Origin of the sequence: Trinickia sp. (assembly GCF_051954495.1) — a bacterium.
GTDB lineage: Bacteria > Pseudomonadota > Gammaproteobacteria > Burkholderiales > Burkholderiaceae > Trinickia.
Genome location: NZ_JBQCHR010000034.1, coordinates 1 through 26,589 on the forward strand (window position 1 = coordinate 1; position 26,589 = coordinate 26,589).

At 62.1% G+C, this 26,589-nt stretch carries 22 protein-coding genes and 2 pseudogenes; 13 read left to right on the forward strand and 11 right to left on the reverse strand.

Going from position 1 to position 26,589, the window contains the following annotated elements; all coding sequences use genetic code 11:
• The 4 genes and pseudogenes from ACTHNR_RS05360 to ACTHNR_RS05375 all read right to left on the reverse strand — a co-directional run.
• Positions 1-594 (reverse strand): annotated as a pseudogene (locus ACTHNR_RS05360) (electron transfer flavoprotein subunit alpha/FixB family protein); the annotation flags it as partial.
• A 15-nt stretch (positions 595-609) separates the two neighbouring features.
• The gene (locus tag ACTHNR_RS05365) at positions 610-1,359 is read right to left on the reverse strand and encodes an electron transfer flavoprotein subunit beta/FixA family protein (protein WP_440546503.1); all 750 of its coding nucleotides are present in this window, start codon (positions 1,357-1,359) and stop codon (positions 610-612) included.
• A gap of 25 nt (positions 1,360-1,384) precedes the next feature.
• Positions 1,385-2,623 (reverse strand): CaiB/BaiF CoA transferase family protein, encoded by a 1,239-nt coding sequence (locus tag ACTHNR_RS05370; RefSeq protein WP_440546504.1) that lies wholly within the window; start codon positions 2,621-2,623, stop codon positions 1,385-1,387.
• A 6-nt stretch (positions 2,624-2,629) separates the two neighbouring features.
• A complete protein-coding gene (locus ACTHNR_RS05375; RefSeq protein WP_440546505.1) occupies positions 2,630-3,817 on the reverse strand; it encodes an acyl-CoA dehydrogenase in 1,188 nt (395 codons plus the stop codon).
• 126 nt (positions 3,818-3,943) lie between these two features.
• Between ACTHNR_RS05375 and ACTHNR_RS05380 the strand changes: the two genes are divergently transcribed.
• Entirely contained in the window at positions 3,944-4,861 is a 918-nt protein-coding gene (locus ACTHNR_RS05380) for a LysR family transcriptional regulator (RefSeq protein WP_440546506.1), read from the forward strand.
• Here ACTHNR_RS05380 and ACTHNR_RS05385 read toward each other — a convergent pair.
• Positions 4,858-6,012 carry a porin gene (locus tag ACTHNR_RS05385; RefSeq protein WP_440546507.1) on the reverse strand — a complete coding sequence of 385 codons (1,155 nt, stop codon included), beginning with the start codon at positions 6,010-6,012 and terminating at the stop codon, positions 4,858-4,860. The genes ACTHNR_RS05380 and ACTHNR_RS05385 overlap by 4 nt on opposite strands.
• Before the next feature lie 270 nt (positions 6,013-6,282).
• Between ACTHNR_RS05385 and ACTHNR_RS05390 the strand changes: the two genes are divergently transcribed.
• Genes ACTHNR_RS05390 through ACTHNR_RS05400 form a run of 3 tightly spaced genes read left to right on the forward strand, consistent with a single transcriptional unit; the run spans position 6,283 to position 9,966 of the window.
• Positions 6,283-7,245: a C-terminal binding protein gene (locus tag ACTHNR_RS05390; protein ID WP_440546508.1), complete on the forward strand. Its 963-nt coding sequence runs from the start codon at positions 6,283-6,285 to the stop codon at positions 7,243-7,245.
• A 43-nt stretch (positions 7,246-7,288) separates the two neighbouring features.
• The gene (locus ACTHNR_RS05395; RefSeq protein ID WP_440546509.1) at positions 7,289-8,317 is read left to right on the forward strand and encodes a phosphotransferase family protein; all 1,029 of its coding nucleotides are present in this window, start codon (positions 7,289-7,291) and stop codon (positions 8,315-8,317) included.
• 56 nt (positions 8,318-8,373) lie between these two features.
• On the forward strand, positions 8,374-9,966 hold the full coding sequence (locus ACTHNR_RS05400) for a methyl-accepting chemotaxis protein (protein WP_440546510.1): 1,593 nt from the start codon (positions 8,374-8,376) through the stop codon (positions 9,964-9,966).
• A 15-nt stretch (positions 9,967-9,981) separates the two neighbouring features.
• On the opposite strand, the gene ACTHNR_RS05405 is transcribed toward ACTHNR_RS05400, so the two are convergent.
• On the reverse strand, positions 9,982-10,785 hold the full coding sequence (locus ACTHNR_RS05405; RefSeq protein WP_440546511.1) for a fumarylacetoacetate hydrolase family protein: 804 nt from the start codon (positions 10,783-10,785) through the stop codon (positions 9,982-9,984).
• Positions 10,786-11,013: 228 nt separating this feature from the next.
• On the opposite strand from ACTHNR_RS05405, the gene ACTHNR_RS05410 reads away from it, so the two are divergent.
• From ACTHNR_RS05410 to ACTHNR_RS05435, 6 genes are all read left to right on the forward strand, one after another.
• On the forward strand, positions 11,014-11,589 hold the full coding sequence (locus tag ACTHNR_RS05410) for a cupin domain-containing protein (protein ID WP_440546512.1): 576 nt from the start codon (positions 11,014-11,016) through the stop codon (positions 11,587-11,589).
• 81 nt (positions 11,590-11,670) lie between these two features.
• Positions 11,671-12,990, forward strand: a complete 1,320-nt coding sequence (gene eno, locus ACTHNR_RS05415; RefSeq protein ID WP_440546514.1) for a phosphopyruvate hydratase — start codon at positions 11,671-11,673, stop codon at positions 12,988-12,990.
• Between the two features lie 58 nt (positions 12,991-13,048).
• Entirely contained in the window at positions 13,049-14,056 is a 1,008-nt protein-coding gene (locus tag ACTHNR_RS05420) for a VOC family protein (RefSeq protein ID WP_440546515.1), read from the forward strand.
• Between the two features lie 21 nt (positions 14,057-14,077).
• On the forward strand, positions 14,078-14,614 hold the full coding sequence (locus ACTHNR_RS05425) for a carboxymuconolactone decarboxylase family protein (RefSeq protein ID WP_440546516.1): 537 nt from the start codon (positions 14,078-14,080) through the stop codon (positions 14,612-14,614).
• A 49-nt stretch (positions 14,615-14,663) separates the two neighbouring features.
• The gene (locus tag ACTHNR_RS05430; protein WP_440546517.1) at positions 14,664-15,773 is read left to right on the forward strand and encodes an alcohol dehydrogenase catalytic domain-containing protein; all 1,110 of its coding nucleotides are present in this window, start codon (positions 14,664-14,666) and stop codon (positions 15,771-15,773) included.
• A gap of 260 nt (positions 15,774-16,033) precedes the next feature.
• Positions 16,034-16,372 (forward strand): DUF4148 domain-containing protein, encoded by a 339-nt coding sequence (locus tag ACTHNR_RS05435; RefSeq protein WP_440546519.1) that lies wholly within the window; start codon positions 16,034-16,036, stop codon positions 16,370-16,372.
• A gap of 34 nt (positions 16,373-16,406) precedes the next feature.
• Here ACTHNR_RS05435 and ACTHNR_RS05440 read toward each other — a convergent pair whose 3' ends face one another.
• Together ACTHNR_RS05440 and ACTHNR_RS05445 are read right to left on the reverse strand one after the other, a co-directional pair.
• Entirely contained in the window at positions 16,407-17,348 is a 942-nt protein-coding gene (locus ACTHNR_RS05440; protein WP_440546520.1) for a LysR family transcriptional regulator, read from the reverse strand.
• A 78-nt stretch (positions 17,349-17,426) separates the two neighbouring features.
• Positions 17,427-17,987 (reverse strand): NADPH-dependent FMN reductase, encoded by a 561-nt coding sequence (locus ACTHNR_RS05445; RefSeq protein WP_440546522.1) that lies wholly within the window; start codon positions 17,985-17,987, stop codon positions 17,427-17,429.
• Between the two features lie 411 nt (positions 17,988-18,398).
• Here ACTHNR_RS05445 and ACTHNR_RS05450 point away from each other — a divergent pair, with 411 nt between their 5' ends.
• Positions 18,399-18,929, forward strand: a complete 531-nt coding sequence (locus ACTHNR_RS05450; protein ID WP_440546524.1) for a DNA-binding protein — start codon at positions 18,399-18,401, stop codon at positions 18,927-18,929.
• 41 nt (positions 18,930-18,970) lie between these two features.
• Here the strand turns inward: ACTHNR_RS05450 and ACTHNR_RS05455 are convergent.
• Positions 18,971-19,910: pseudogene (locus tag ACTHNR_RS05455) on the reverse strand (MFS transporter).
• A gap of 682 nt (positions 19,911-20,592) precedes the next feature.
• On the opposite strand from ACTHNR_RS05455, the gene ACTHNR_RS05460 reads away from it, so the two are divergent.
• Positions 20,593-21,501 carry a helix-turn-helix domain-containing protein gene (locus tag ACTHNR_RS05460; protein ID WP_440546525.1) on the forward strand — a complete coding sequence of 303 codons (909 nt, stop codon included), beginning with the start codon at positions 20,593-20,595 and terminating at the stop codon, positions 21,499-21,501.
• Between the two features lie 33 nt (positions 21,502-21,534).
• Here the strand turns inward: ACTHNR_RS05460 and ACTHNR_RS05465 are convergent, their stop codons facing one another.
• Positions 21,535-23,376 (reverse strand): chloride channel protein, encoded by a 1,842-nt coding sequence (locus tag ACTHNR_RS05465; RefSeq protein WP_440546526.1) that lies wholly within the window; start codon positions 23,374-23,376, stop codon positions 21,535-21,537.
• A gap of 260 nt (positions 23,377-23,636) precedes the next feature.
• On the opposite strand from ACTHNR_RS05465, the gene ACTHNR_RS05470 reads away from it, so the two are divergent.
• Entirely contained in the window at positions 23,637-25,634 is a 1,998-nt protein-coding gene (locus tag ACTHNR_RS05470) for a methyl-accepting chemotaxis protein (RefSeq protein WP_440546527.1), read from the forward strand.
• Between the two features lie 127 nt (positions 25,635-25,761).
• Here ACTHNR_RS05470 and ACTHNR_RS05475 read toward each other — a convergent pair whose 3' ends face one another.
• A complete protein-coding gene (locus ACTHNR_RS05475) occupies positions 25,762-26,463 on the reverse strand; it encodes an AIM24 family protein (RefSeq protein WP_440546528.1) in 702 nt (233 codons plus the stop codon).
• Between the last annotated feature and the right edge of the window lie 126 nt (positions 26,464-26,589).

Sequence of the window (26,589 nt, forward strand, 5' to 3'; positions counted from 1 at the left end):
CACGATGATGTTCGCGCTCGTCAGTTCCGGACGGTCCAGCTTCGTCACTTCACGGTTCACGAACTGCGAGACGCCCGCGTCAGCTGCCGCATCGATCTTGTCGACCGATGCGCTGCCGCCTTCGCTTGCTACCGCATCGAAGCCCGTCGCGCGCACGGTAATCACCTTGATCGGATCGCTCGATTGCACCGTGGCAATGGCGTTGCCCGCGTAAATCGGGCGCTCGAACGTGTCGGCCGATACCACGGCCGTGATTTCGCTGATCTGCGCCACGTCGAGCTTGGCCGCCACACGCGGGGCGACGTTCTTGCCGTAGGGGGTAGCAGGCAGAACGATGTGCGAATAGTCCTTCGCCACGTTCAGCACGGTCGCTTCGACGTTTTCCGCCAGGCCTTCGGCCAATTGCGGCGCATCGGCCAGCAATATCTTCGATACACCCGCGATCTTCGCGGCGGCGTCGGCCGCGGCCTGCGCGTTGTGGCCGGCGACCAGCACGTGGACGTCGCCGCCCATTTTCTGCGCGGCGGCAACGGTGTTCAGCGTCGCGCCCTTGATCGACGCATTGTCATGTTCGGCAATAACCAGAATCGTCATTTTCTCTCGTCCCCCTCACAGCACCTTGGCTTCGGTCTTCAGCTTCTCGACCAGCGTCTGCACGTCCGGCACCATCACGCCGGCGCTGCGCTTGGGCGGCTCGGCCACCTTCAGCGTCTTCAAACGGGGAGCGACATCGACACCGAGGTCTTCGGGCTTGACCGTTTCCAGCGGCTTCTTCTTGGCCTTCATGATGTTCGGCAGCGTGACGTAGCGCGGCTCGTTCAAGCGCAAATCCGTCGTCACCACCGCGGGCAGGGTGAGCGTCAGCGTTTCCGCGCCGCCGTCCACTTCGCGCGCCACCGTTGCCTTGCCGTCGGCGATCGTCACCTTCGAGGCGAACGTCGCTTGCGGCAAACCGGCCAACGCGGCCAGCATCTGGCCCGTCTGGTTCGAATCGTCGTCGATCGCCTGCTTGCCCAGGATCACGAGCTGCGGCTGCTCCTTATCGACCAGCGCCTTCAGCAGCTTCGCTACCGCCAACGGCTGCAAGTCTTCGGTCGATTCGATCAGGATCGCGCGGTCCGCGCCGATCGCCAGCGCCGTGCGCAGCGTCTCTTGGCATTGCGCCACGCCCGCCGACACCGCCACGACTTCCGTGGCCACGCCCGCTTCCTTCAGGCGCACCGCCTCTTCCACGGCGATTTCGTCGAACGGATTCATCGACATCTTCACATTCGCCAAGTCGACGCCCGTGCCGTCCGACTTCACCCGGACCTTGACGTTGTAGTCGACCACGCGCTTGACGGGTACGAGAATCTTCACGTTTGTCATCCTCATCTTGCGCCGATCAAACGACGCGCTTGTCGCGCAAGGCGACGATTTGCTCCGCGCCGAGCGCTAACCATTCGTCGAGTACCGAGTCGGTGTGCTCTCCCAGCATCGGAGGGGCGTGTCGGTACGAGACGGGCGTGTCCGACAGCCGTATCGGATTGGCCACGAGCGGCACGCTTCCCGCTTCGGGGTGCGCCATTTCGATGCGCATGCCCCGGAATTGAACATGCGGATCGGCGAAGACCTCGTCCATGCGGTTGATCGGGCCGCACGGCACACCGCGTGCCTCGAGCGTTCGAACCCAATCCGCCGTCGTGCGCGTGGCGGCGACCTCTCGCAGCAACGTGACCAGTTCGTCCCGGTGCCGGACGCGTTGCGGGTTGCTGCCGAAGCGATCATCCCGCGCCCACTGCGGCCGGCCGAACGCTTCGCAAAGGCTCTTGAATTGCGCGTCGTTGCCCACCGCGACGATCATGTAACCGTCGGCCGTGGGGAAATCCTGATACGGCACGATGTTCGGGTGCGCATTGCCCATCCGGCCTGGGACGTCGCCGCCGATCAGATAGTTGGCCGCCTGGTTGGCTAGCGACGCGATCTGCACGTCGAGCAGCGCAAGATCGATGTGCTGGCCTCGCCCGGATCGCTCACGATGCGCCAAGGCGGCAAGGATAGCCACCGTCGAATACAGCCCCGTCATGACGTCCGTGAGCGCCACGCCAACCTTCACGGGCCCCGCTCCGGGCGAACCGTCGGGCCTTCCCGTCAAACTCATCAAGCCGCCCATCCCTTGAATCAGGAAGTCGTAGCCGGCGCGGGCTGCGTAAGGGCCGGTTTGCCCGAAGCCTGTAATCGAGCAGTAGATGAGCCTTTCATTGATTGCCGACAGACTCGCGTAATCAAGGCCATAACGCGCCAAGCCTCCGACCTTGAAATTTTCGATGACGATATCGGCCTTACCGGCCAGTTGGCGGATCAGCGCCTGGCCGTCGGGGTGCGCGATGTCGATCGTCACCGATCGCTTGTTGCGGTTGGCGCTCAAAAAGTACGCGGACTCGCCGGTCGGTTCGCCATCGACATCGGCAAGCCAGGGCGGGCCCCACGCCCGCGTATCGTCGCCGCCGCGCGGACGTTCGACCTTGACGACGTCCGCGCCCAGATCGGCCAACAACTGGCTTGCCCACGGCCCCGCCAGCACGCGCGACAGATCGAGCACACGCAGGCCCGACAGCGCGCCTTGTCTTATCGACTGATCCATATTCGATTAAAACGCCGCGATGCCGGTAATGGCGCGCCCGAGAATCAGCGCGTGGATGTCGTGCGTACCTTCGTAGGTGTTGACCACTTCCAGATTCACGAGATGGCGCGCAATGCCGAACTCGTCGCTGATGCCGTTCCCGCCCAACATGTCCCGTGCATGGCGCGCGATGTCGAGCGCCTTGCCGCACGAATTGCGCTTCATGATCGACGTAATTTCAACAGCTGCCGTGCCCTCGTCTTTCATCCGCCCTAGCCGCAAACACCCTTGCAAACCGAGCGTGATTTCCGTTTGCATATCCGCCAGCTTTTTCTGGATCAGTTGGTTCGCGGCGAGCGGCTTGCCGAACTGATTGCGCTCGAGCACATATTGTCGAGCGCGGCGCCAGCAGTCCTCCGCGGCGCCGAGCGCCCCCCAGGCAATGCCGTATCGTGCGCTGTTCAAACACGTAAACGGCCCTTTGAGCCCTCGCACGTGCTCAAATGCGTTCTCTTCGGGGCAAAAAACGTCGTCCATGACGATTTCGCCCGTGATCGACGCGCGCAATCCAACCTTCCCGTGGATAGCGGGCGCGGACAATCCCTTCCATCCCTTCTCCAGCACGAAGCCGCGAATCGCGCCCTCATCGTCCTTCCCCCACACGACGAAGACATCCGCGATCGGACTGTTCGTAATCCACATCTTGCCGCCGGTCAGCAAATAGCCACCATCGACGCGCTTCGCGCGCGTGGCCATGCCGCCGGGATCGGAGCCGTGATTCGGCTCGGTCAGCCCGAAGCATCCGATCCATTCGCCGCGTGCGAGCTTCGGCAAATATCGGGTTTTGACCGCTTCACTGCCGAATTCGTGGATCGGGACCATCACGAGCGACGACTGCACGCTCATCACGGAGCGATAGCCGGAGTCCACGCGCTCGACCTCGCGCGCCACCAGACCGTAACTGACATAGTTGAGGCCGGACCCGCCGTATGCCTCCGGAATCGTCACGCCCAGCAAACCCAGCTCGCCCATTTCGCGAAAGATCTCGACGTCGGTTTGCTCACGACGAAACGCATCGAGCACGCGCGGCGCCAGTCGTTCTTGAGCATAAGCGCGCGCCGAATCTTGCACCATGCGCTCCTCGTCCGTCAGTTGCTGGTCGAGCAGCAAGGGATCGTCCCATTTGAAGCTAGCTGACTTGTGCTGTTCACGCATTTCGAACTCGAAAAGGAATGGATGTGAGCGCCACTTTATCGAGCCGATTCGCATAAAACAAACGATTTGTTCTCACTGATCTATGCGAAAATCTCACTCGTAAAAAACCATCGGAGAGACGTCGTCATGCGTAGGAAGATTCCCTCGACAGGCGCACTGTGTGCTTTCGAATCGGCCGCGCGTCACCAGAGCTTCACCAAAGCGGCGGACGAACTGGCTGTCACGCAAAGCGCGATATGCCGCCAGATCGGCACGCTGGAAGATTTCTTGGGCGTGAAGTTGTTCCGCCGCAGCCGTCGCGGCGTGGCGTTGACCGAAGCCGGGGTGGCCTATAGCCGAAAGGTGGTCGCGCGCCTCGACGATTTCGAACGCGACACGATCGAACTCATGGCGCGCGGCGGACAAGGTGCGACGCTCGAACTCGCGGTGGTGCCGACATTCGCCACGAAATGGCTCCTGCCGCGCTTGCCGAAATTCCTTGCGGCGCATCCCGACATCACAGTCAACCTGACTTCGCAGACCCGCCCTTTCCTGTTCGATGGCACTGAATTCGATGCCGCTATCCATGCGGGGCCGGGCATGTGGCCCGGCACCGAAGGCCTACGACTGATGGGCGAGACGCTTGTCGCGGTATGCAGTCCCGCGCTCATCGCACCGCGCGGCGCACTGAGGCGAGGCGATTGGAAACGCTATCCCTTGCTGCAGCAAAGCACGCGACCGTATGCATGGCGCGAGTGGTTCGCTTCGCAGGACATGGATGTCGAGGGCGACATGGCGGGACCGAAGCTCGAGCTGTTCTCGATGGTGGCCGAGGCGGCGAAGCAAGGAATGGGCATCGCGCTTATGCCGCGGTTGCTCGTGGAAGACGAATTGGAACGCGGCTCGCTCGTGCAAGCTTCCTTGCACGAGCACCCGAGCAGCCGCTCGTATTACCTGATATTTCCGGAAGAGAAAGCGGAAAACACGGCGCTCGGCCGCTTCCGCGACTGGCTCGCGGCGCAAGCCGGCAGCCGTGCGGCCGGCGGCGCCGTTACCTCGGCTTAAAACTTGTGTCGAAGGCCGACGCTGGTCAGGAATTGATGGTTCGTCGACGAGGGGCCTCCGCTGCCGCCTATGAACGCGCCATTGAATATCGTCGCGCCGGCGCCGCCGACGGTTTGGTACTCGGCCATCCAGTAGAGGTCGGTGCGCTTGGACAGCGAGTAGGCGGTCATGAGGTTGAACTGATTCCAGTGGGGCTTCGCACGGACGGATGCATTGGAGTAGCTGCCGTCGGTGAACGTGTAGGACGCCGCGATCACCCATGCGGGATTGATCAGATACCGGATATTCGCCTCGTAGTTGTCGAAGGTCAGATCGGTGGGCGAGCCCGTTGCGGCAGGCGCCAGGGTACTGCCGCGATACACCGCGCTGGCCGCGCCATAGTGCGAGTGACTCCACACGAGCCCTAGCGTCGCCGGGCCGATCGCATATCCGGCGCCGACGCCCCACACCTGCTGCGTCGCGGCGTGGAACGTCGCGTCGCCCGAGGTCGACGACCCGTCGAGGGCGCCGGCCGCGCCGTCGCCCGGGTTGTCGATGCGCATATAGGCCGCGCTGACCGTGAGAGGTCCTCTGTCATAGGTCGCTCCCGCACTGAACGCGCGATTGTCGGCAAAACCGCCGGCCTTATTGGAAAATGCATAAAGCCCGCCGAACTTCAGGCCTTTGTAATCCGTGCTCGCGAATTTGACGGCATTGTCGAGTCGAAAAAAATCGCCGAAGTTGTCGTTGTCCATGGGGTGCATGAACTCGAGCCCTCCCACGAAGCTTTGCGCCAAACTCCGTGGCGCCAGATAGTCGACCACCGAGTCGTACTGTCGCCCCAGGGTCACAGCGCCCCACGCGTTGGACATACCCACCCAGGCTTGTCGGCCAAACAACCGCCCGCCCTGCTGGAACGTACCGTTAGTGCCCGTAAAGCCGTTTTCCAGTTTGAAGATCGCCTTCAGGCCGCCGCCCAGATCCTCGCTGCCGGTCAAGCCCCAACGATCGCCGACGATGTTGCCCGTGGACGCGAACACGGCGCTATGTCCTCGCTGGTTGCTTACATACGAAATGCCGTTGTCGATCAGGCCGTACAGCGTGACCGAGCTCTGAGCGTGAGCCGCTGCGCAAAGACAGCCTCCGATCGCGAGTGCGAGTTGCCGCTTCATTCTATGTCTCCTGGTTGTTTTCCGTGTCGTCGGGTGCGATTCGTATGCGCATGCATGGCTGCCATGTGCGCGCTAACGTTAGCACTGAAGTCAGCATATTTCTTCGCGTGCACCAGCAATATTGGGGTTTTCGATAGCAACGCCAGAGCCTTTACATGGCGTACGTAACGCTGATCGTCGATTCTAACGGCCCACGCACCAGCTTGGAATATGTCGCCGATCGTGCTAACGTTTGAACAACTCAACCCATTTCGACGAGCCAGTACTTACATGAGCGACACCGTTCTTCTAACCGACTATGCGTGGCCCGACGACAGCGTGGAGCGCGGCATCATCGAAGCGGCAGGCTTGCGCCTCGTCAGCGGCCCCGCCTCGCCCGGCCCGGCCGCATCGATCGAGGCGCTCGTACGCGAACACGATCCGGCCGGCATCTTGACCTGCTGGGCGCCGGTATCGGCGGAAGCGATCGCGGCCGCGCCACGCCTCAGAATCGTCGCTCGACTTGGCGTCGGGCTCGACAATATCGCCGTCGAAGCGGCCACGGCGCGGCGCGTGCTCGTCACGAACGTGCCCGATTACTGCGTCGAGGAAGTCTCCGACCACGCGATCGGTTTCGCGCTGGCCTGGACGCGCGGGCTGATCGTATTCGACCGCGAGGTGCGCGCCGGACGATGGATGCCGGCCGATGCACAGCTGCGCCGCCTGTCGAAGCTTACGTGCGGACTGATCGGCTATGGCCGCATCGGACGCGCGACTGCGCGCAAATTTGCCGCCTTCGGCTGCCGCGTGCTGGCGCACGACCCGTTCATGCCGGCGCAGGCCGAAGGGGTGCAGGCTGTCGGCCTCGACGAGCTTCTCGCAAAAAGCGATATCGTCGTAGTGCATGCGCCGCTGATCGAGAGCACCCATCACCTCGTCAATCGTGAGCGAATAGCGTCGATGAAGCCCGGCAGCTTATTGATCAACGTCAGCCGCGGTGGAATCGTGGATACGGCAGCTGTCGTGGAAGCGCTCCAAAGCGGCCGTTTGTCGGCGGCCGCTCTGGATGTCCTCGAATCGGAGCCCGCGGTTCCGGCGGACTTGCTCGCCCAGCCTGGCGCCATGTTGACGCCTCACGTCGCGTTCTCCTCCGACGCCTCGCTGCTGGAATTGCGAGAGCGCGCCGCGCACGAAGTCGTACGCGTATTGCGCGGCGACACGCCGCGCAACCCGTGCAACTTGCGCGTAATGTGACGACGAGTTCGTTGCTTCGATTTCCACCTTCTGCCGTCTTACGATGAACGAACGAAACAGCCCTGACCCCCGACTCGACACCTTTCTCATCGAGCATCGACTCGCGGCCCCGAACGAAATTGCGTCCTGGCATGCCTTGACGGGCGGCGTATCGTCCGACATTTGGCGCGTGGATCTGCCTGGGCGCTCGCTATGCGTCAAACGTGCGCTTTCCACGCTGAAAGTGTCCGCCCGGTGGGAAGCCCCGGTTTCGCGCAACGCCTACGAGTGGGCCTGGATACAATTCGCCGCGCGGCATTGCCCCGCCAATGTGCCGGCGCCGCTTGCCCATGATCCGAAGCTTGGGGTATTTGCGATGTCGTTCCTGGCGCCGGCCGATCATCCGGTTTGGAAACAGCAACTCATGGCGGGGAAAGTCGAGCTCGAGACGGCGAAAGCGGTCGGCCGTCTCGTCGGCGCCTTGCATTGCGCCAGCGCGGAGAGCAGTGAACTGGCCGAGGCGTTCGACACCGGAGAGAATTTCCATGCGCTGCGCCTCGATCCGTATCTCATGGCCATGACCGCGCGGCACCCGGACCTCGCGCACCTTCTGGAGACGCTCGCGCGTCGAACGGCATCCGTCCGCACCGCTGTCGTGCATGGCGATGTGAGCCCGAAGAACATCCTCGTCGGCCCGGAAGGCCCTGTATTGCTCGACGCGGAATGCGCCTGGTTCGGCGACCCCGCCTTCGATCTGGCGTTCTGCCTCAATCACTTGCTGCTCAAGTGTCTCGTGCGCCCGGACCGGACCGACGAGTTGATCATGTGCTTCAAGGCGCTGGTCGAAGCCTACTTCGACGAAGCGGATTGGGAACTGCGCGCCAGTCTCGAAGCGCGGGCGGCCGCGTTGCTCCCTGCCTTGCTGCTGGCCCGCGTGGACGGCAAGTCGCCGGTGGAATATGTGACCGACGACAGGATGCGCGACCAGATTCGTTGGATTGCCGTGCCGCTTTTGCATGAACCCGTCGAGCATCTTTGCCAAGTCGCCACGGCATGGGCCGAAGGCATCCACCGCTATACGACGTCACAGTAAGCGTCGTCGCCGGCGAACGGCGACGCGACGAAAAAGAACCACGGAGACCGGCGGCCATGAACGCTGAAAGGACGGCTAGCGGCATCGAATACGTACTCGACGATTCGATCGCCATGATTTCAAAAGGCGATCTCGACGGTAAGATCACCTATGCCAATCGAGATTTCATTCGGGTGAGCGGCTACGCCGAAACCGAACTGATCGGTGCGCCGCAAAGCTTGCTTGCACATCCCGACACGCCGCATCAGGTGTTCGAGGACTTTCTTCGCACGGTCAGGTCGAATCGCACATGGACCGGTGTGGCCAAAGGGCTTCGCAAGAACGGTGACCATTTCTGGGTGGAAATGACCGCGGCGCCGATCTATGCGAACCGCCGCATCGCCGGTTACATCACGATTCGCGCCAAAGCCTCCGCGGAGAAAATTCGCTTGGCCGAACAGGCGTATGCGGGGATGAAAAGCGGCCGCACCGATGTGGGCATGCGAGAGGGCATCATCGTAAAGCGCACCATTTTCCGGGGCTTGAATAGATTTGGGCAGTTTCCCGTCGAAGCGAAAATGAATGCCCTCACGGGATTGATGGCCGCGCTATTCGCGAGCGACGTGGCCATCCTCGCGCACGCCGACGCTCACGCGGCCCGCTGGCTCGTGGGGTCGTCGTCCTGCGGAATCGTCTGCGCTCTGCTGGCTTCGTTGCTCTTTCGCCGCGGCGTGGCCGCCCCGTTTGCGCGCGTTTTGGATCATATCGACGCGCTAGGCGAAGGCGATTTGTCCCAAACGATCGAAGCGCCAGGCGCCGATGAGGCCACACGCATTCGGCACGCGCTGCGCATCCTGCAGATCAATCTCAAGCTGCTCGTCTCGCAGATCAAGGAAACGACCGCCCTCGTCGGCAACGGCGTTACGCAGATTGCTTCGGGCAACGCTGATCTTGCCGCCAGGACCGAAGCGCAAGCGGCTTCCTTGACGCAAATCGCGGCGTCGATGGCGAAGCTCACCGCCACGGTGGCGGAGAACTCGGAAAGCGCACGCGAAGCGAAAGCGCTGTCGACGACGACTTCGAGCGTCGCGGCAAAGGGGAGGCACGCCGTGGGCAAAGTCATCGACACGATGATGTCGATCGAAGACAGTTCTCACCGTATCGTCGACATCATCGGCGTCATCGACAGCATTGCGTTTCAGACGAATATTCTCGCGCTGAACGCGGCCGTCGAAGCCGCGCGGGCCGGCGTGCAGGGCCGCGGCTTCGCCGTCGTCGCGGGGGAAGTTCGTAATTTGGCCCGCCGATGCGCCGATGCCGCGAAGGAAATCAAATCGTTGATCGGCGATTCCGGCGCGAGGGTGGACGCCGGAGCTCGGCACGTGAGCGACGCCGGCGAGACGATGACGGACATCGTCGCCGCGGTCGAGCGCGTGGCCGTGGTGCTGAGCGACATATCGACGGCAAGCAGCTCGCAGAGCGACGGCATCGCACAGGTCAACGAAGCCCTAGCTCAAGTGGAGCACACGACCGAACGCAATGCCAAACTCGTGGATCGAGCGGGGCTCGAGTCTCGTCGAATGCAGGAAGAAGCCCGCAAATTGGCGAAACTGGTCGAATCATTCAGGCTTTCGAGCGCGGCGAGCCGCAGCGCCCGATGCGAGCAGTGAGCGCGCCAGATCGCTTCAGACCTTCGCGCCGAGCGTCGACGCCTCAGCCACCACGCCATTGCGCAGCACGCCGATAGGCGCAATCTCGACCTCGACCGTGTCGCCGACATGGATCGGCCCCACGCCGGCCGGCGTACCGGTCATGATGACATCGCCCGGCAGCAACGTGAGATATCGACTCAAGTACGCAATGAGGTAAGGCACCGAAAACAACAGGTCCGCCGAATTGCCGTTTTGCCGCACCTCGCCATTCACGCGCGTGACGATGGTCAGGTTCGACGGGTCGAGTCCGGTGACGATGGCCGGCCCGAGCGGCGCGAACGTGTCATAGCCCTTGCCAGCGAACAGGCATCCGAAAGCGCTTTCCCGCCGTTGCAGGACCCTGTCGCTGACGTCGTTGCCGCAGGTGTAGCCTAGAACGTAGTCAAGCGCCTGGGATTCGGACACGTGTCGCCCCGCCTTGCCGATCACCACGCAAAGTTCGCCCTCGAAGTGCACGATCTCTCCGTCCGACGGATAAACGATCGTCTCGTTCGGACCAATGACCGCCGTGCTCGGCTTCATGAACAGCACCGGCAGGTCGGGAACCGGCTTGCCGACTTCGTTCGAATGGGCCTTATAGTTGTAGCCGAGACCGAATATTCGAGGCCGCTCGACCGGCGCCAACAGACGAACGTCATTCAACAGATCGCGCTCGCCGCTGAGATGAAGGCCGTCGAATGGAGAGCCGGCCAAGCGAGCAACGGCTTCGGCGCCGTCCAAGACACCGTAGTGCGAGGCTCCATCGGCCTCGTATCGAACAATATGATGAGACGACACTGACGACCTCCAATTGCGCATTATGTTGCTAACGTTAGCATTTCACACGCCCACGGTCAATCGGTATGATGCAAGCGCCCATCAGCATTCTCTCTATTGACAGACCGAACGACGCTCTGCCAGAATTTGTGCAAACGTTAGCAATTCAGGAGACGATCGCGATGCGCCCTATCCGTCGCGTCGAACGCAGCCTTCGGGTCGTCTCCCTCTTACATCAGAGGAATGGCTATGAGCGGATCGAATCTTGTTCCATTCGGCGGCGTGCCGCTGGCGATACGTCGTGTCGTCACAGGTCACGACGAAACCGGTGCGTCGATGGTGGCGCACGATGGAGCCGCACCCCGCTCCGATGCATATCGGCATATTCCGGGCATGATGTCCAGGCTCGTCTGGGCCACGGATCCCACGCCCTCCCTATCGCGCGACAGCGCGGACCCGACTTTGTCAGTGACGAGCATCGTCCCGCCACGCGCCGGCACTCGCTTTCTGGTTGTGACGTTTCCGCCCGACAGCGTGTTCGGTGCGCCGGGATTCGATCCCGCTGCCGCCGCGGCGGAAAACCTGGCGATCAGCCCCGGCCTTGCCGAGCTTTTCGAAGCTGACGGCATGCATACGACGCCAACCATCGATTACGGCATCGTGCTGGACGGCGAAATCTGGCTCGAACTCGACGACGGACGCGCCGAATTGCTGCGCCAACATGACGTTGTCGTTCAGAACGGAACCCGACATGCCTGGCGTAACAAGAGCGAGCGTTCCGCCACGCTCGCGTTCGTGCTGATCGGCGCCGCACGAGAAGCATGAACAGGAATCCGCCGCATGGCGGGCACCCCACATCCCGCTTTAGAAGCAACACGTAAGACGTAATCGACAATGAAAACACATATGACTGATGCAACGATCGCAAACGTACGCGGGCGCCGCGTCTGGGATTCACGCGGCCGCCCAACCGTCGAGGTCGAAGTCGGGCTGGCCAACGGTGCCAGCGGCCGGGCCATCGCTCCCGCGGGCGCATCCATGGGCACCGGCGAAGCGCTCGATCTGCGCGACGGAGGCGACGCATTCGGTGGCCTCGACGTCACGAACGCGCTCGCCGGCGTCAACGGACCGATCGCCAGCGCGCTGCGCGCGAAGGATGCCTACGATCAATCGGGCATCGACGCGGCGCTCGTGCAGCTCGACGGCACCCCCAATTTGAGCCGGCTCGGGGGCAACGCGATCGTCGCGACTTCGATGGCCGTATTGCACGCCGCCGCGGCAAGCAGCGGCCAGCCGCTATGGCGCTACCTGGCCGGCGACGGCCCCGTGCGCATGCCGCTTCCCGAAATTCAAATCTTCGGCGGGGGCGCACATGCCGCGCGTCGGGTGGATGTGCAGGATTTCATGGTGATGTGTCCGTCGGCAAGCAGCTTCAGCGAAGCGCTCGAATGGACCGCCGAGGTCTATCGTGCGGCGGGGGCGCTGATGAAGCAGGCTGACAAGCTGCAAGGCGTCGCCGACGAAGGCGGTTACTGGCCGGCCTTCGACAGTAACGAAGAAGCCCTCGAGACATTGACGCGCGCCATTGGAGACACAGGTCTCAAACCGGGCAAGGATGTCGGTATTTCACTCGACATCGCCGCATCGGAATTCGGCCGCGACGGCCGCTATACGCTTGCACTCGACGGCCGCACACTCGACACCGCGCAGATGATCGACATGCTCGGACACTGGCTCGACGCCTATCCGATCGTATCGATCGAGGACCCCCTGGCCGAGGACGACGAGATGGGTTTTCGTCGGTTCACCGAAGCCTATGGGTCGCGTTGTCAGATCATCGGCGACGACTTTCTCGTCACGAACGCCGCACGCGTCGAGGCAGCCGCATTATCGGGCGCCGTCAACGCTGTGCTGATCAAGCCCAATCAAGCAGGGACGATCAGCGAAGCGCATGCCGCGCTGCGGGCGGGAAAAAACGCCGGATTCGGCACGATCGTGTCCGCACGCTCGGGCGAAACCGAAGACGTGACGATCGCGCATCTCGCCGTAGGCTGGAACGCGGGCCAACTCAAGGTCGGTTCGTTCTCGCGATCCGAGCGCATGGCGAAATGGAACGAAGTGCTGCGCATCGAAGAATCGCTTGGGAAACACGCGCTTTTCAGCGGATGGGCCGCGCTGCCGTTCCATCAATCGAACACAGCGGTATCCGGGCGAATTCGACCTTAATGCTAACGTTCGCTATTCATTGCACGATCTGCTTGCACGACTATTCTCCGAGGTGCCTATGCTACCCACAGTCAATCTGAAGCCGCCGTTCAACATCACGCGCGCGAGCCATATCGTATTGAACGTCGCCGATCTGGAGAAGAGCCGCGCCTTCTACGTCGACATCGTCGGCCTCGTCGTCACCGAGGAAACCGGCGACACCTGTTATTTGCGCGGGCTCTCCGAAGCGTGCCATCACAGTCTCGTGCTGGTTCAGTCGAAGGACGCCGCCTCCACCTGCAAGCGCATCGGCTTTCGCGTGTTCCTCGACGAGGACCTCGATCTGGCTTATGCATTCTTCACCGAGCAAGGGCTTCCGGTGCAATGGGTCGAAGTCGCGCATCAAGGGCGAACGCTGCACGCGGAGGACCCATTCGGTACGAAGCTCGAGCTGTGCGCAAAAATGGAAACGCGACCGCGCTTGTATCTCGACCGCGACAAGTTCAAGGGCGCCCATGCCCAGCGCATCGATCACTACCAGATTTTTTCCCCCGACACGTACAAGTCGTGCGAGTTCTACAGCCAGCTCGGCTTTCGCAACTCAGAGTACCTCGCGCATGGCGAAACGCTGCTCGGCGCGTTCATGTACCGCAAGGGAACGTGCCTCGATTTGGCTATCGTGCAGAACGACGGGCCGTGCATGCACCACTTCGCGTACATCGTGCCCGAGTCGCACAACATCTTTACCGCCTGCGACCTGGCGGGCATACACGGCTATGCGCATGAAGTCGAGCGCGGCCCCGGGCGACATGGTCCGGGGGGCATGCTGTTCGTCTATTTGCGCGATCCGAACGGACACCGTGTCGAGTTGTGCGACGGTCACTATCAAACGATCGACGTCGAAGTCGAACCCGTCCGCTGGGACGCCGCATCGCTCAGCACGAGCGTGCGCTGGGGTCTGCCGGCGCCCCGCCGGTGGTACTTCGAAGCCTCTCGATTCGAAGGCGCCGCAATCGTCGAAACGCCGAGCAAACCCAACCCCGAAACGCTCGAGACTTACGTCAAAAAGCAATCGACTCTCGACTGACCCACAACCGGTAACGATCAAATGGCACGCGTCAAATATCTTCAACGATCCGATCTCGTCGGCATCGACGACACCCTCTTCGATCGCCTCGAACGCGAGCGCAAGGTACCCACCGCGAACATCTTCCGTGCGCTCGCGCACGCACCCGCTATCCTCGATCAGTTCCTCTCGTATGCGAACGCGATCCGCGGTTCGTCGATCAGCCCCAAACTTCGTGAAATGGCGATCCTCACCGTGGGCCACTGCACGCGCTCCGAATACGAAATCGCGCATCATCAGTCACACGGATTGAAGGCGGGTATTTCGCCGGAGCAATTGAAGAGCATCGCTGAATTCGAGACCTCGCCGCTCTTTAGCGAAGAGGAGCGCGCCGTCATGGCGTTCGCCAAGGAATCGACGTTGACGGTCGAAGTCAGCGACGCCGCGTGGCGGCGGGTCGCCGCCTTTCTCGACGAACGCCAACTCGTCGAACTGGCGCTGAACGTAGCCTGGTACAACTCCGGCGTTCGCATCATGGGCGCCCTCGGCATCGAACTCGAGGACAGCTATCGCCGATAGGCGGCGGCGAACAAACAAGCGTGGCGAATTGACTAGCAACGAGGTAGACATGGAAAGAACGATGGTTGCAGCGCGGCTGCACGCGCTGGGCACCCCGATGACGCTCGACACGATCCCTATTCCAAAGCCACGGCCGACGGATGTGCTCGTGCGGGTCAAGGCATGCGGCATCGTGCCGAACATGGCCAACGTCATCAACAACTGGCCGACGTGGTTTCCGCATCAGCCGCTACCGAAATTTCCGGCGATTTTTGGGCTTGACCCGGCCGGCGTGGTCGAAGAGGTCGGCGAAGCGGTCATCAACGCGAAGCCCGGCGATCGGGTGTACGTGAGCCCGCTGCGTTCTTGCGGTTCCTGCAAGGCGTGCCGCTCGGGCCGCCGCAGCGAATGCCGCTACTACACGCTGAACGGCTACTTCAGCACGAGCCGCGACGGACAGCGCATTTTCGACTTGTATCCGTATGGCGGCTTCAGCGAATACATGACCGCGCCGGAATACGCCCTCGTCAACATCCCCGACAATTTGAGCTTCGAGCAAGCGGGGCGTTTCGGTTATCTGGGCACATCCTATGGTGCGTTGAAGAATGCGCAGGCAGGCTCGGGGCAAGTCGCGTTGATCGACGGGATCACGGGCACGCTCGGCGTGGCGTCGACGATGCTCGGTCTCGCGATGGGTCTCACGCGCATCCTCGGCACGGGCCGCGACGAAGATCTGCTCCAGCGCATCAAGGCGCTCGCACCCGATCGTATCGAAGTGATGAAGCTCGGCGATGGATCGGTGGGTGACTGGGCCAAATCGCTCACCGGTGGCGAAGGCGTCGATTTCGTGATCAGCGCGCTCGGCGCAAAGGCGCCTGCCGCGACCATGCTCGACTCGATGAAAGGCGTGCGGCGCGGCGGCAAGGTCGTCAACGTGGGCGGCGTGGCGGAGGATCTTCCCATCGACGTCAAGTGGCTGATGGACGAGCAAGTTCACCTGATCGGGTCGAACTGGTTCACGACGGCGCAAGGACAAGAGATGGCGGATATGGTGAGTACCGGCGCCCTCGACCTGTCGTATCTCGAGCATCGCAAATTCCCGCTGTCGCGGGTGAACGAAGCGATCTCCGGTCTCAAGGATCGCGACGGCGGGTTCAGCAATTACGTCGTCATTCCTTAATCTCGAATCGAGCGAGCGCCCATTGGGCGCCGCAACCGAGCTCCGGGTGACGATGCACCCATTGGCCAGCTTTCGAGCTGGCTTTTTTTTGCGCTGAGCGCAAGTCAATCCGATCGCCGATTACCCGCATCGTCAACAACGGTGCGTTCCAAGGCGTAGGTATTCACCCTAGCCGTCGGTCTCCCTAAACTGCATACATCGGTTCTCGAGTTTCAACCGATTGCAATAGCGGATGCCCCAGTCGAACCCAGAGGTGAACCTTGAAAAAATACCTGACACACACCATCGTTATCGCCGCCGCCGCGGCGCCGATCATCGCCCTCGCGCAACAAAGCGCACCTGTACCGGCTACGCGTGCACAAGTGAAGAACGACATCATTAGACTGGAGGGCGCCGGATATTCCCCCGCCGGCAGCAACATCGATTATCCGGGTGCTGTGCAGGCAGCCGAAGCACGAACAGCAGAACAAACGCGGGAGGCCGTGACGACGACGTACGGCGGCAAGGCGGCAGGCTCCACCGCGTCGGGCTCGCGGGCCCCCGCTTCGCCGAAGTCGCTCTACCTCGAGAATGCCAATTCGCTGTATGTGGGCGACTGATGCGCCGCTAAGCGCCGACTCGGCAGCCCGATCGTCACCGGGCGCCATCGATCATGGCGAGCGCCCGGTGGTCCGCCTCGAAGGTCGCCGGCAACTCCTCACGCAGGAAAGAGATCCACGTGCGAATCTTCGCATCGACGAAACGCCGCGATGGATAGAGCGCATGCACGAGCACCGGTTGAACCTCATAACCGCGCAACACTCTGACGATCGCCCCCGATCTCAACCCGGGCAGCGCGACGCCGGCCGGCAGAATGCCGATTCCAAGCCCGCTTCTCACCGCGGGCTCGAGCGCCTCCATGACATTGACGGCGTAACGCGGCCCGCCGATCTCCACCGCAACAGGCGAGCCCTCACCATTGAACATCCACTTGTTGAACGGAAATACCGGAGTCGCAAGCTGCAGACAATGATGATTGCGCAAATCGGCCGGCGTCTTGGGCTCGCCGTGCGCGGCAAGGTAGCGGGGCGAGGCGCACACCACGCCGGCAATGCTTCCGAGCCGGATGCTGATGAGCCCCGAATCCGGCAGCTCGGGCGCGACGACGATCGATACGTCGTAGCCGTCGGAGAGCATGTCGGGCACGGTGCCGGACAACGTGAGCTCGATGCGCAGCGACGAAAACTGCTCTTGGTACCGCAGCACCGCGGGCACGACGAGATGATGCCCAAAGCTCGACAAGGCATGGATGCGAAGACAGCCCGACGGGTGCTGCCTCGCGGCGTCGGCCTCCGCCTCCGCTTCCTCGATCTGGGCCAAGATCCGCCTGCATCGATGCAAGTACCGCTCACCCGCTTCCGTCAGCGCGGTATGTCTCGTGGTTCGATGCAGCAGGCGGGACCCAAGATGGTTCTCGAGCGACGATACGGCGCGCGACGTTACGGACGTCGTCAGATTGAGCTTGCGCGCCGCCGCCGCGAAGCCTCCCTCGGCGGCGACTTTGACGAAGACGCGCATGCATTGAAGTGTGTCCATGATCATTGGCCCTATCGCACCGCGCGCCGCGGGCCGAGCTTGCACGGCCATGCGGCCCGAGCGCGCGAATGACGTGCTTCAGTGCGCTGAAAGCATCTCGATCCACGCGGAGAACGCGAACGTGAACCTTTGCAAGAATTCGGTCGTGCCGGCGTGCGTCAAGGCGCCTTCATCGTCGAACAGGGCGCTGACGTTGCCTAGATACACCTCCGGGCTCGCCATGACGTTGACCCCGAGCGCAACCAGCGTTTGCCGAAGGTGATGATTCGCCCCGAAGCCGCCCATGGCCCCCGGCGACGCGCTGACGATGGCCGCCGGCTTGCCGTTCAATGCGCCGGCGCCGAAAGGCCGCGACAGCACGTCGATCGCGTTCTTCAACACCGCGGGCACCGAACGGTTGTATTCCGGCGTGACGCATAGAACGGCGTCCGCTGCGGCGATGCGCCGCCTGACCTCTTGCCATGATGAGGGCGCGTCCGCCTCGAGATCATCGTTGTAGAAAGGGAGCGCGCCGATCTCGACGATGTGCAGCGAAAGCGTCGACGGCGCGAGTGTAGACAAGGCATGCGCGAGCATGCGATTGAACGATTTCTTACGTAGGCTTCCGACCAGTACGGCAACCTGATACGACTTGGGCATCGGCTTCTCCTTGCTTTGATGAATGCTATCGTTAGCATAGCATGACATGCGATATCAAAGGCCCGGATATAACGTCCGAGCGTCGCAGGAGATCACCACATGGAGTATTCGGTCCTACACGCGTGAGCATTTCGTTGGTTGCGTGATCAAGCATCGTTTTCCTCTCTCAGCTGACAGCGGGCGGCAACCCCGGAACGTTCCTATGCTGGGGGCGACAGGCATCGCCTTCAGCTCGTCATAAATCTATTTTTTTAGACTGTCGACATTTCATGGAGTAAGCAACCTCCGCATTCAGCGAATTTTCTGATCATTTCATACGCATCACATGTTGAGCATCGTTTCGATCGTATAATTAAATAGACGTTCAGACGCGCAAGCGGCCATCGGGTTTTTGAGAAGACAGGGGGAAAGATGCCAATCATCGGAGTGATGGGTTCGGGCAGCAGCGAATGGCCGGACCTCGCAGAACCGCTTGGCGCGTGGATCGCCTTTCACGGCTTCGACCTTCTGACAGGAGCAGGGCGCGGCGTAATGCTTTCAACCGCAAGGGCGTTTGCCTCTGTACCCGAACGCACAGGCCGCTCGATCGGCATCATGCCGAGCAAAGCGCACCCTCTATTCGGGTTCGCTCCGATCGCTGGGTATCCCAACCCCTTCGTCGATCTTCCCGTCCTCACGCCGCTGCCGCGCAAGGAAACCGATGATTTGGAGTCGGCACTCAGCCGCAACTACGTGAATGTGCTGACTAGCGATGTGGTGATCGCGTTGCCGGGCGGAAAAGGCACGCTCGACGAAATTCGGCTCGCCACGCGGTTCGCTAAGCCTCTGATATGCATCGGCCCTATAGACGCGTTTGAAAGCGTGCCTGACGGGACGCGTATCGCCTCCGAACTGGACGAGGTCTTTGCGTTTATTCGCTGCAACACCGCAGCGAACCAGTAGCGCATACGACAGCAGAGTCCGACCTCATCCCATCGCATCAACTATTCGAGCTGCGCTCCTTTCAATTCGGGAATCAGCACGAGGGTCACCACCACGTCGAGCACGTACAGTGCGGCAAGCAGAGCAATCGCGCTTTGAAACGAATAACGTGTCGCAAGTGCGCCGACCACTAACGGCCGGAGTCCGCCGATCGCGCGGCCCACGTTCCATAGAACGGGTCGGCATCCAAATCATGATCCCGTAGTAACCGAAGTTCTGCACCGAACATAGGATGACGATGCCGAGGCTTGTGCGCGCAGTGCGGCCGTCGGCCACCAGCAGACGGAAGCGTCGAGTTGTGCGCACCGGCTTTCTGCTTTGCACGAACAGTTCAGGTTCGTGCAGTTTATTGCGAAGTACCCAGGCCACCAGCGCCGGCAGGACGCCGACTGCGAACATGCCGCGCCACCCGATACTCTTAAGTAAAAACGGCGTCACCAGCGCCGCGAGCAGAACGCTGCTTTGCCAGCCTAGCGCTACATAGGACGAGACGCGTGCACGTTTGCTAGCTGGCCACGCTTCCGCAGCCAATGCCATGCCGATGCCGAATTCGCCACCCAGTCCAATGCCGGCGATCGTGCGGTACGCCAACAGGTCCCAGAACCCCTGGGCGAACGCACATAGGCCCGTGAATATGGCGAATAGCATGATGGTCCATGTCAGCACTCGAACACGGCCGAAGCGGTCGCTCAATGCACCGAAAACAATACCGCCTGCCACCGCACCTAAGAGGGTGCACGTCACCAACGCGCCGGCCTGCTGCGCGCCTAGCTGAAGCCCAACCGAAATGGCAGGCAACATGAAACCGAGAATCAGCAGATCGAAGCCATCCATCGCGTAGCCAATTGCTGCGCCAACCATCACTTTCCGCGCATAACCCGACACCCTTGTCGGCGACTGCAGCGTATGGATGACTTCCGAGGATTGAACATTTGTTGTCATGATTATTCGGTCGTGCGATGGGTCCGCAGTATATGTGACCGGTCGACGATTCTGCCGCCGCGTGCGCTCCAACGCAGATTTTTTTTTGCATACAGAGATAGCGCCTGCGGCGAAGCGGCTGTCACTGATAGGCGCTTGACGCTACCGCGCCATTAAGCGGCCGAGACCGTCACACAAACAGTTCCTTCGAAAGTATCGCGGCGAAGCGGTTCAGCGCCGCCAAAAAGGCCGCGTCTGATTCTCCTCTCGCGTCACTAAGACGCTGAACGGTTGGGCAAGCCGCAGCGACGTTCGCCGAACGTCAGTATGAAACTGCTGTCGATCAGTTGGGGAAAAGCCGACCATGTCTTGGTCCAGCCACGCGTTAGCTATAGAAAGATTCATCATTTCTTCTCGTCTAAATATTTAGACTACTAGTGCTGACGATCGAATGCAAGCTTGGGCTGACGCATCGGCTCGAAAGGGCGGCACGAACTGAAACCGGACCGCAAGTCAGGTCGTCGGACGTCGTGGCAAATCCCATTCCATCTCGAAATTCCTGTCCGGCGTCATCTTGCGCGGCGCTGTCCAAGCTAAAATGCAGGATCAAAAAAGCACTCGAAATAACCGGTTGTCCATGACCTAACCGGTCCGCGGCCACCCGGCCATCTTTGAGCAAACGGCAAAGGCTCCTAAAGTGACAGTGTCCGGCACACGGAAGAAGCGCCCTCGCGGCGCGAGCTTCGACTATGAAAGCATCGGTGAACGTCTGCGTGCTTACCGGATGGCAGCCGAGTTGCGCAGCGAAGATCTCGCCGACCGGCTGAACATCTCGCGCGCCGCCGTGTACAAGCTCGAACGCGGTGAAATCGTCAAGGTGGAAACGCTCGAGCGTCTCGCGGCGCTATTTGGCGTATCACTCGCCAATCTGCTCGGTGTGGAAGTGGAATATCACGACTCGGCGATCAGCTACTTCGAGCGGATGCGTCAATTGGAAAGCCGTTCGACGCGCATCGTCGCCCATTTCGACCCGTTCTCGTTCCTGCTGACCTCCGACGAATACGACGGCTGGCTCAGGCAGATGCTCGACGAAAGCGTTCCCTCGTCGCTGAACAGCGCATCCTGGCAGCAGGTACTTAGTCGAACCACGGCGATCCTTGCGGAGCGCAAGGCGGCGTTCAAGCAGACGCGCCCCAACGTGACCAGCCTCATCGGCTTGCGGCAGATCGAGCAATTCCTGCATCACGGGCTCGTGGGCCATCTGGGGCTGTCCCCCGGCGTGCAGCTCGAACGCAAGCTAGCCGCGCGCCGAGAAGTCATGCGCATTGTCGAGATGCTCGATCGCGATACCCGGGGAATTCAAATCGGCATCGTCAGCGACAACATGCCGAACGAGACGTTCCAGATCTTCACGGGCCCAGACGAGACGTACGTCGCGACCTCGCCGTTTCGGCTTGGCGAGATGCCGAATATTCGCACGGGTATCGCAACCATCACCACCGCAGCGGATGCGGTGGCCATGTACCGCACGATGATCGACCGGCTTTGGCACGATGCGGCCAAAGGAAAGCAAGGCGCCGAGTTGTTGAGAAGCCTCCTCGACCGCGCATGATCGTAGCCCGCGCCTTGCACCATCTACGACCCACTACCTGTCCCGCTGTTCGACCGTGATCTTCTGCCGAACTACGTTCACGTGACCGTCCGGCGCATCGTCGTCGGCCTCGACCGGTCGAACGCGCGAGACGTCGGGCGTCCACACACTGCGGAATTGCTCGCGTTCGCGCTCCTCGGCGAAGACCGACATCGAGGGCTTGAGCAAATCGTGCCGCGAGACGATGCCGATCAATTGACAGGTTTTTTCGTTCTGGATGACCGGCACGCGATCAAGCCCTCTCACCGCCAGCCGTGCGGCGACGTCGCGGCACGTTTCTCCGGGCAACGCCACATCGGGCTCGGACTGCGAGAACAACGCCCCAACGGCTACCCCGGCGTCGTCGGCCGACGCGCTGTCGAGCAGCGCGCGGTCGACCATGCCGACTAACCGCCCCGATGCCACGACCGGGTAGGCGCGGAACTTCTGCCCCGGGCCGAAGTAGTCGCTCAACACCGTCGCGATAGTCGTTTGCGCTTCGATCGTCGTCACACCGCGCGTCATGACTTCCTCGACATAATGCCGCTCGAGCGGGTCGATGCTGTATTCGCGATAGATGTGGTAGCCGCGCCGCGCGATCTTTTCCGTTAGGATCGAACGGCGCATGAACAGCACGGTGAATCCATAAGCCACCGCAGCTGAAGCCAGCAACGGCAACAGCGCATTTGCATCGCCCGTCAATTCAAACGCGAACACCGCCGCCATCACGGGCGCACGCATCATTCCGCCGAGCGCCGCCGCCATGAAAATCAGCGGCCAAACCGCCGGCTCGCCGCCGGGCATGTACGGGCCTGCGACTGCGCCCACGCCCGCCCCCATCATCAGCAACGGCGCCAGCACGCCGCCCGACGTGCCCGATGCAAGCGCGATGACCCAGATGATGGCCTTGACCAAGACGATGGCGACGACAACCTTCAGCGCGAGATGGTTTTGCAGCAGATCGCCGATGACGTCATACCCGACACCGAGCGTCCTCGGTTGAAAATAGCCGCCGATACCGACCGCAACAGCGCCCAGCGCGGGCCACCACATCCAGTGAATCGGCAACTTGCCGAACGCATCTTCGACTTTGTAGAGGCACGTCGACAATCCCCACGACAACGCCCCCGCGATCAGCCCCGCGACAGCCGACGAGACGAGCCCGAGCGGGCCCAGCGGCAACGTGTGCAGCGGAAACAGCGGCCCGCTGCCGAGCAGCAGCGGACGCGTGAACCCCGCCACGGCACAAGCGATCGCCACGGGCAGCAAACTACGCGGCCGCAATTCGAACAGCAGCAGTTCGATCGCGAGCAGCACGGCCGCGACCGGCGTGCCGAACACCGCCGTCATGCCGGCCACCGCGCCGGCCACGAGCAGCGACTTTCGCTCGGCGCTCGACAAATGAAAATACTGCGCGACGAGCGAGCCGATCGCGCCGCCCGTCATGATGATCGGGCCTTCCGCGCCGAACGGGCCGCCGCTGCCGATCGCAATGGCCGACGCCAGCGGCTTGAGGACAGCCACTTTCGGCGACATCTTGCTTTTGCCGAACAGGATCGCTTCGATCGCCTCGGGGATCCCGTGTCCGCGAATCTGCTCCGAGCCGAATCGGGCGATCAAGCCGACAAGTAGCCCGCCGATCACGGGCGCCAAGATGACGAGCCATCCGAGCGTGTTTTCCGAGGGCGAGTGGTTCGCCGTGGAGGCCTGCTGGAAGAAAAACAGGTTGGTGAAAAAACGAATCAGATGCAGCAGAAAATCGGCCGCCACCGTACTCAGCGCCCCTCCTACGGCTGCGATCGCGCTGATCGGCAAAAGCCTGACATCGGTCGCGAAATCGCCCTTGTGCTCGCTCATGTAATTCCTCTGACTGACGCTGGATGACCGACTACGCAACCGGCATGCCGCCGGCCGCAGTCGAAACCCCATTTATATCACAACGTGATGTAATGCGCCGCGCGGGAAAAATACCTCAAGTTTTGAGGTGGCGCTGCCGTTAATGAACGGTGCCGTTCGAAGCTCGAACCTCCGAGAGCCGGTAGAGGCATGGCCGCAGGGCCAGATCACGCCTTTCCGAAACAAAACCAGAACAACATGTTCACTATTTGGGAAATCAAATGACCGTACCCCATCGGCGCGGCCTTAGTATCGGTGCGAGACTCGTCGCTTTTTCCTGCGTGCTCGTCACCGTGATTTTCATTGCGTTTGCCTGGGCGCTGACCCAAGCGGCCGGTTCGCAAGTGCGCGAACAAGTCATGAAGCGGATCGACGAGAAGAACCGTTCGATCTCGGAGATGATCGGCCTGTTCGATCATGCGTTGACGGCCGAGGTCGGCCGCACGATGTCGCTGTTCGAAAGCTTCCTGCCCGGGGGCTTCACGGTCGATGAGAACACCAAGGTCGATATCAACGGCACGAGCGCGCCCACGTTCAAGGCCGGCGATCGCGTGTTGAATCTGGACTTTTCGATCCCCGATCAGTTTCTGGAGCGCAGCGGCGCGATCGCGACGCTGTTCGTGCGCACCGGCGACGACTTCGTGCGTGTGACCACATCGCTGAAGAAGCAAGACGGCTCTCGCGCGATCGGCACGCTGCTCGACCGTAAAGGTCCGGCGTACGCCCTCGTGCTTTCCGGGCGTACCTACACCGGGCTGGCCGCCCTCTTCGGCAAGCGCTATATCACGCAGTACAAGCCTGTTTCCGATGCTTCGGGACGCGTGATCGGCGCGCTTTTCGTCGGTGTCGACATCGATGCGCAGATCCAAGCGCTCGAAGACCAGATCCGAACGTTAAAGGTGGGAGACAGCGGGTACTACTTCGTCATGAATGCGTCGCCGGGCGCGGACCGAGGCAAGTTCATCGTCCACCCGAGCGCCGCGGGCAAGATGTTCGACGACAAGGACGGCCCCTATTCGCAGATGCTCGATGCAAAGCAAGGCCGTATCGACTACGCGTCGGCCGACGCCACGCTAGGAGAAAGCAGCGCGCGCGAAAAGACCGTATCGTTCATGACGGTGCCGGAATGGCAATGGCTGATCGGCGGTGTCGCGATGCGCGACGAGGTCATGGCCGAGGTCACCTCGATCCGCAATCGCTTCGCGGCCATTGCGCTCGTGCTGCTGATCGCATTCGGCGGCCTCTTCCTAGTCGTCGTGCGCCGGCTCGTGAGCCGTCCGCTCGACGCGGTAGCGGCCGCGGCAGGTCAGCTCGCGGCGGGCGACTTGACGGTGCGGCTGCGCGGATCGCCCGTCGCGCGCGGCGGCGCGCAGCGGCAAGACGATGAGATCGGCCGGCTCATGTCCGCCATCGACGGCGTGGGCGAAGGACTCGCCCGTATCGTCGCCCAAGTGCGCGAAGCATCGGCCGGCGTGGCGGACGGCACGTCACGCATTTCGGCCAGCAGCGGCGATATCGCCGCGCGCATCGCGACGCAGGCCGCCAGCGTCGAGCAAACAGCGGCGAGCATGGAAGAAATCACGTCGACGGTGCAGCAGAACGCCGAACATACCGCGCGTGCAAACGAAGTCGTGGGCAGCGCCGCCGACGCCGCCATGGACGGCGGGCACGCCGTCGAACGCGTCGTATCGACCATGAGCGCCATCAGCGGTTCGTCGCAAAAGATCGCCGACATCACGACCGTGATCGAAGGCATCGCATTCCAGACCAACATCCTCGCGCTCAATGCAGCCGTGGAAGCGGCCCGGGCAGGCGAACATGGCCGAGGTTTCGCTGTCGTCGCTTCCGAAGTGCGAGCGCTCGCGCAGCGTAGCGCGGCCGCCGCGAAGGAGATCGCCGCGGTCATCGCCGAATCGACGTCGACCATTCACGGCGGTTATCGGGTGGCTGAAGAGGCGAGCGCCGCCATGCAAGGGATCGTGTCGCGTGTTGGTGAAGTACGCGCCATCATCGCCGATATCGCCGTGGCGTCGCGTCAGCAATCGGCCGGCATCGAGCAGGTCGGCATCGCCGTCACGCAAATCGGCGAAGCGACGCAGCAGAACGCGACGCTCGTCGAAGAGGCCGCCGACGTGGCCCGCACCTTGGAGGCCCAGGCGGCCGGCCTCAATGGCGCTGTCGCGGCGTTCAAGCTGGACGGCGGACGGGCGAGCCGGTAAGCCGGCCCAAGGCAGGACGGGCCGCCCAATAGGGTGGTCCGCCCTCGAGCGCATACGATCGATCCGCTCGCAACGAGGAACGGCCGAAGGCGGAGATCGCAGGCCCCGTGTTATTGCTTCTGCGGCTTTACGTTTCGGCGCTCGCGTAATTCAGGTACATCGACTGAATGCCGACACGCCCGGGCCCCGTGAAGCGATTGACGATGAAGTTCACACCCGCGCCGAATAACCCGCTCGTGAGCCGGTCGACCACGGTTTCCATACGAACGTCGGGCGTTTTATACAGCCACCCTCCGGGTTCGACATCGATCGTTTCGCCGGCCGCGAGCACCTTCTCGAACACGTTGCCGTACCCGTGCACCCACAGTACGCCCTCCGCGGTATGGCTGCGGAACTTGTCGATGAAAAACCCGCTTTGCCCGAACAGCATGTTGCTGATGCCGCGCACGCGTTCGAACGTGTAATCGACGCTGGCGGTCGCGGCCAGAAACTGATGCTCGCGCACGTGCAGCTCTTCGCCCACGGCGAGGTGGATCGGCACGATATGGCCGGCGCCGTCGCGGCTGAACGCGATGACGCCGGGCCCGCTCGCTTCGGTGACGAACACCTGCATGCCTGCCATCATGCGTTTGACGGCGCCCTTGAGCGGCTTGAGCCCGATCCTGACCGTCGAATTCTTCCACAGCAGGATGTGATGCTCGAAGTAGACGGGTTGGCGGGACACGTCGATCGACAGCACGGGCACGAGCTCGCCGCCGATATGGTAGGTGACGCCCCCGTAGGTTTCATCGGTCGCACTGGTGGGCAGCAGCTTTGGAAGCTCGTTCATTCTTGCCTCTTTCTGTTTTTATCGACGTCGCGAGTCCGTGCACGATACAGCCCGATTCGCGCTTGATCAGGACTCGATGTCGGCATCGTACTCGTCTCGGGCGCTGCCGCGCTACCGGTTTGTGCG

What these genes read in the sequence shown, in the direction of transcription:
- ACTHNR_RS05370 (WP_440546504.1), bottom strand. Translation starts at nt 2,623, where the DNA reads ATGGATCAGTCGATAAGACAAGGCGCGCTGTCGGGCCTGCGTGTGCTC.
- ACTHNR_RS05375 (WP_440546505.1), bottom strand. Translation starts at nt 3,817, where the DNA reads ATGCGTGAACAGCACAAGTCAGCTAGCTTCAAATGGGACGATCCCTTG.
- ACTHNR_RS05380 (WP_440546506.1), top strand. Translation starts at nt 3,944, where the DNA reads ATGCGTAGGAAGATTCCCTCGACAGGCGCACTGTGTGCTTTCGAATCG.
- ACTHNR_RS05385 (WP_440546507.1), bottom strand. Translation starts at nt 6,012, where the DNA reads ATGAAGCGGCAACTCGCACTCGCGATCGGAGGCTGTCTTTGCGCAGCG.
- ACTHNR_RS05390 (WP_440546508.1), top strand. Translation starts at nt 6,283, where the DNA reads ATGAGCGACACCGTTCTTCTAACCGACTATGCGTGGCCCGACGACAGC.
- ACTHNR_RS05395 (WP_440546509.1), top strand. Translation starts at nt 7,289, where the DNA reads ATGAACGAACGAAACAGCCCTGACCCCCGACTCGACACCTTTCTCATC.
- ACTHNR_RS05400 (WP_440546510.1), top strand. Translation starts at nt 8,374, where the DNA reads ATGAACGCTGAAAGGACGGCTAGCGGCATCGAATACGTACTCGACGAT.
- ACTHNR_RS05410 (WP_440546512.1), top strand. Translation starts at nt 11,014, where the DNA reads ATGAGCGGATCGAATCTTGTTCCATTCGGCGGCGTGCCGCTGGCGATA.
- eno (WP_440546514.1), top strand. Translation starts at nt 11,671, where the DNA reads ATGACTGATGCAACGATCGCAAACGTACGCGGGCGCCGCGTCTGGGAT.
- ACTHNR_RS05420 (WP_440546515.1), top strand. Translation starts at nt 13,049, where the DNA reads ATGCTACCCACAGTCAATCTGAAGCCGCCGTTCAACATCACGCGCGCG.
- ACTHNR_RS05425 (WP_440546516.1), top strand. Translation starts at nt 14,078, where the DNA reads ATGGCACGCGTCAAATATCTTCAACGATCCGATCTCGTCGGCATCGAC.
- ACTHNR_RS05430 (WP_440546517.1), top strand. Translation starts at nt 14,664, where the DNA reads ATGGAAAGAACGATGGTTGCAGCGCGGCTGCACGCGCTGGGCACCCCG.
- ACTHNR_RS05440 (WP_440546520.1), bottom strand. Translation starts at nt 17,348, where the DNA reads ATGGACACACTTCAATGCATGCGCGTCTTCGTCAAAGTCGCCGCCGAG.
- ACTHNR_RS05445 (WP_440546522.1), bottom strand. Translation starts at nt 17,987, where the DNA reads ATGCCCAAGTCGTATCAGGTTGCCGTACTGGTCGGAAGCCTACGTAAG.
- ACTHNR_RS05450 (WP_440546524.1), top strand. Translation starts at nt 18,399, where the DNA reads ATGCCAATCATCGGAGTGATGGGTTCGGGCAGCAGCGAATGGCCGGAC.
- ACTHNR_RS05465 (WP_440546526.1), bottom strand. Translation starts at nt 23,376, where the DNA reads ATGAGCGAGCACAAGGGCGATTTCGCGACCGATGTCAGGCTTTTGCCG.
- ACTHNR_RS05470 (WP_440546527.1), top strand. Translation starts at nt 23,637, where the DNA reads ATGACCGTACCCCATCGGCGCGGCCTTAGTATCGGTGCGAGACTCGTC.
- ACTHNR_RS05475 (WP_440546528.1), bottom strand. Translation starts at nt 26,463, where the DNA reads ATGAACGAGCTTCCAAAGCTGCTGCCCACCAGTGCGACCGATGAAACC.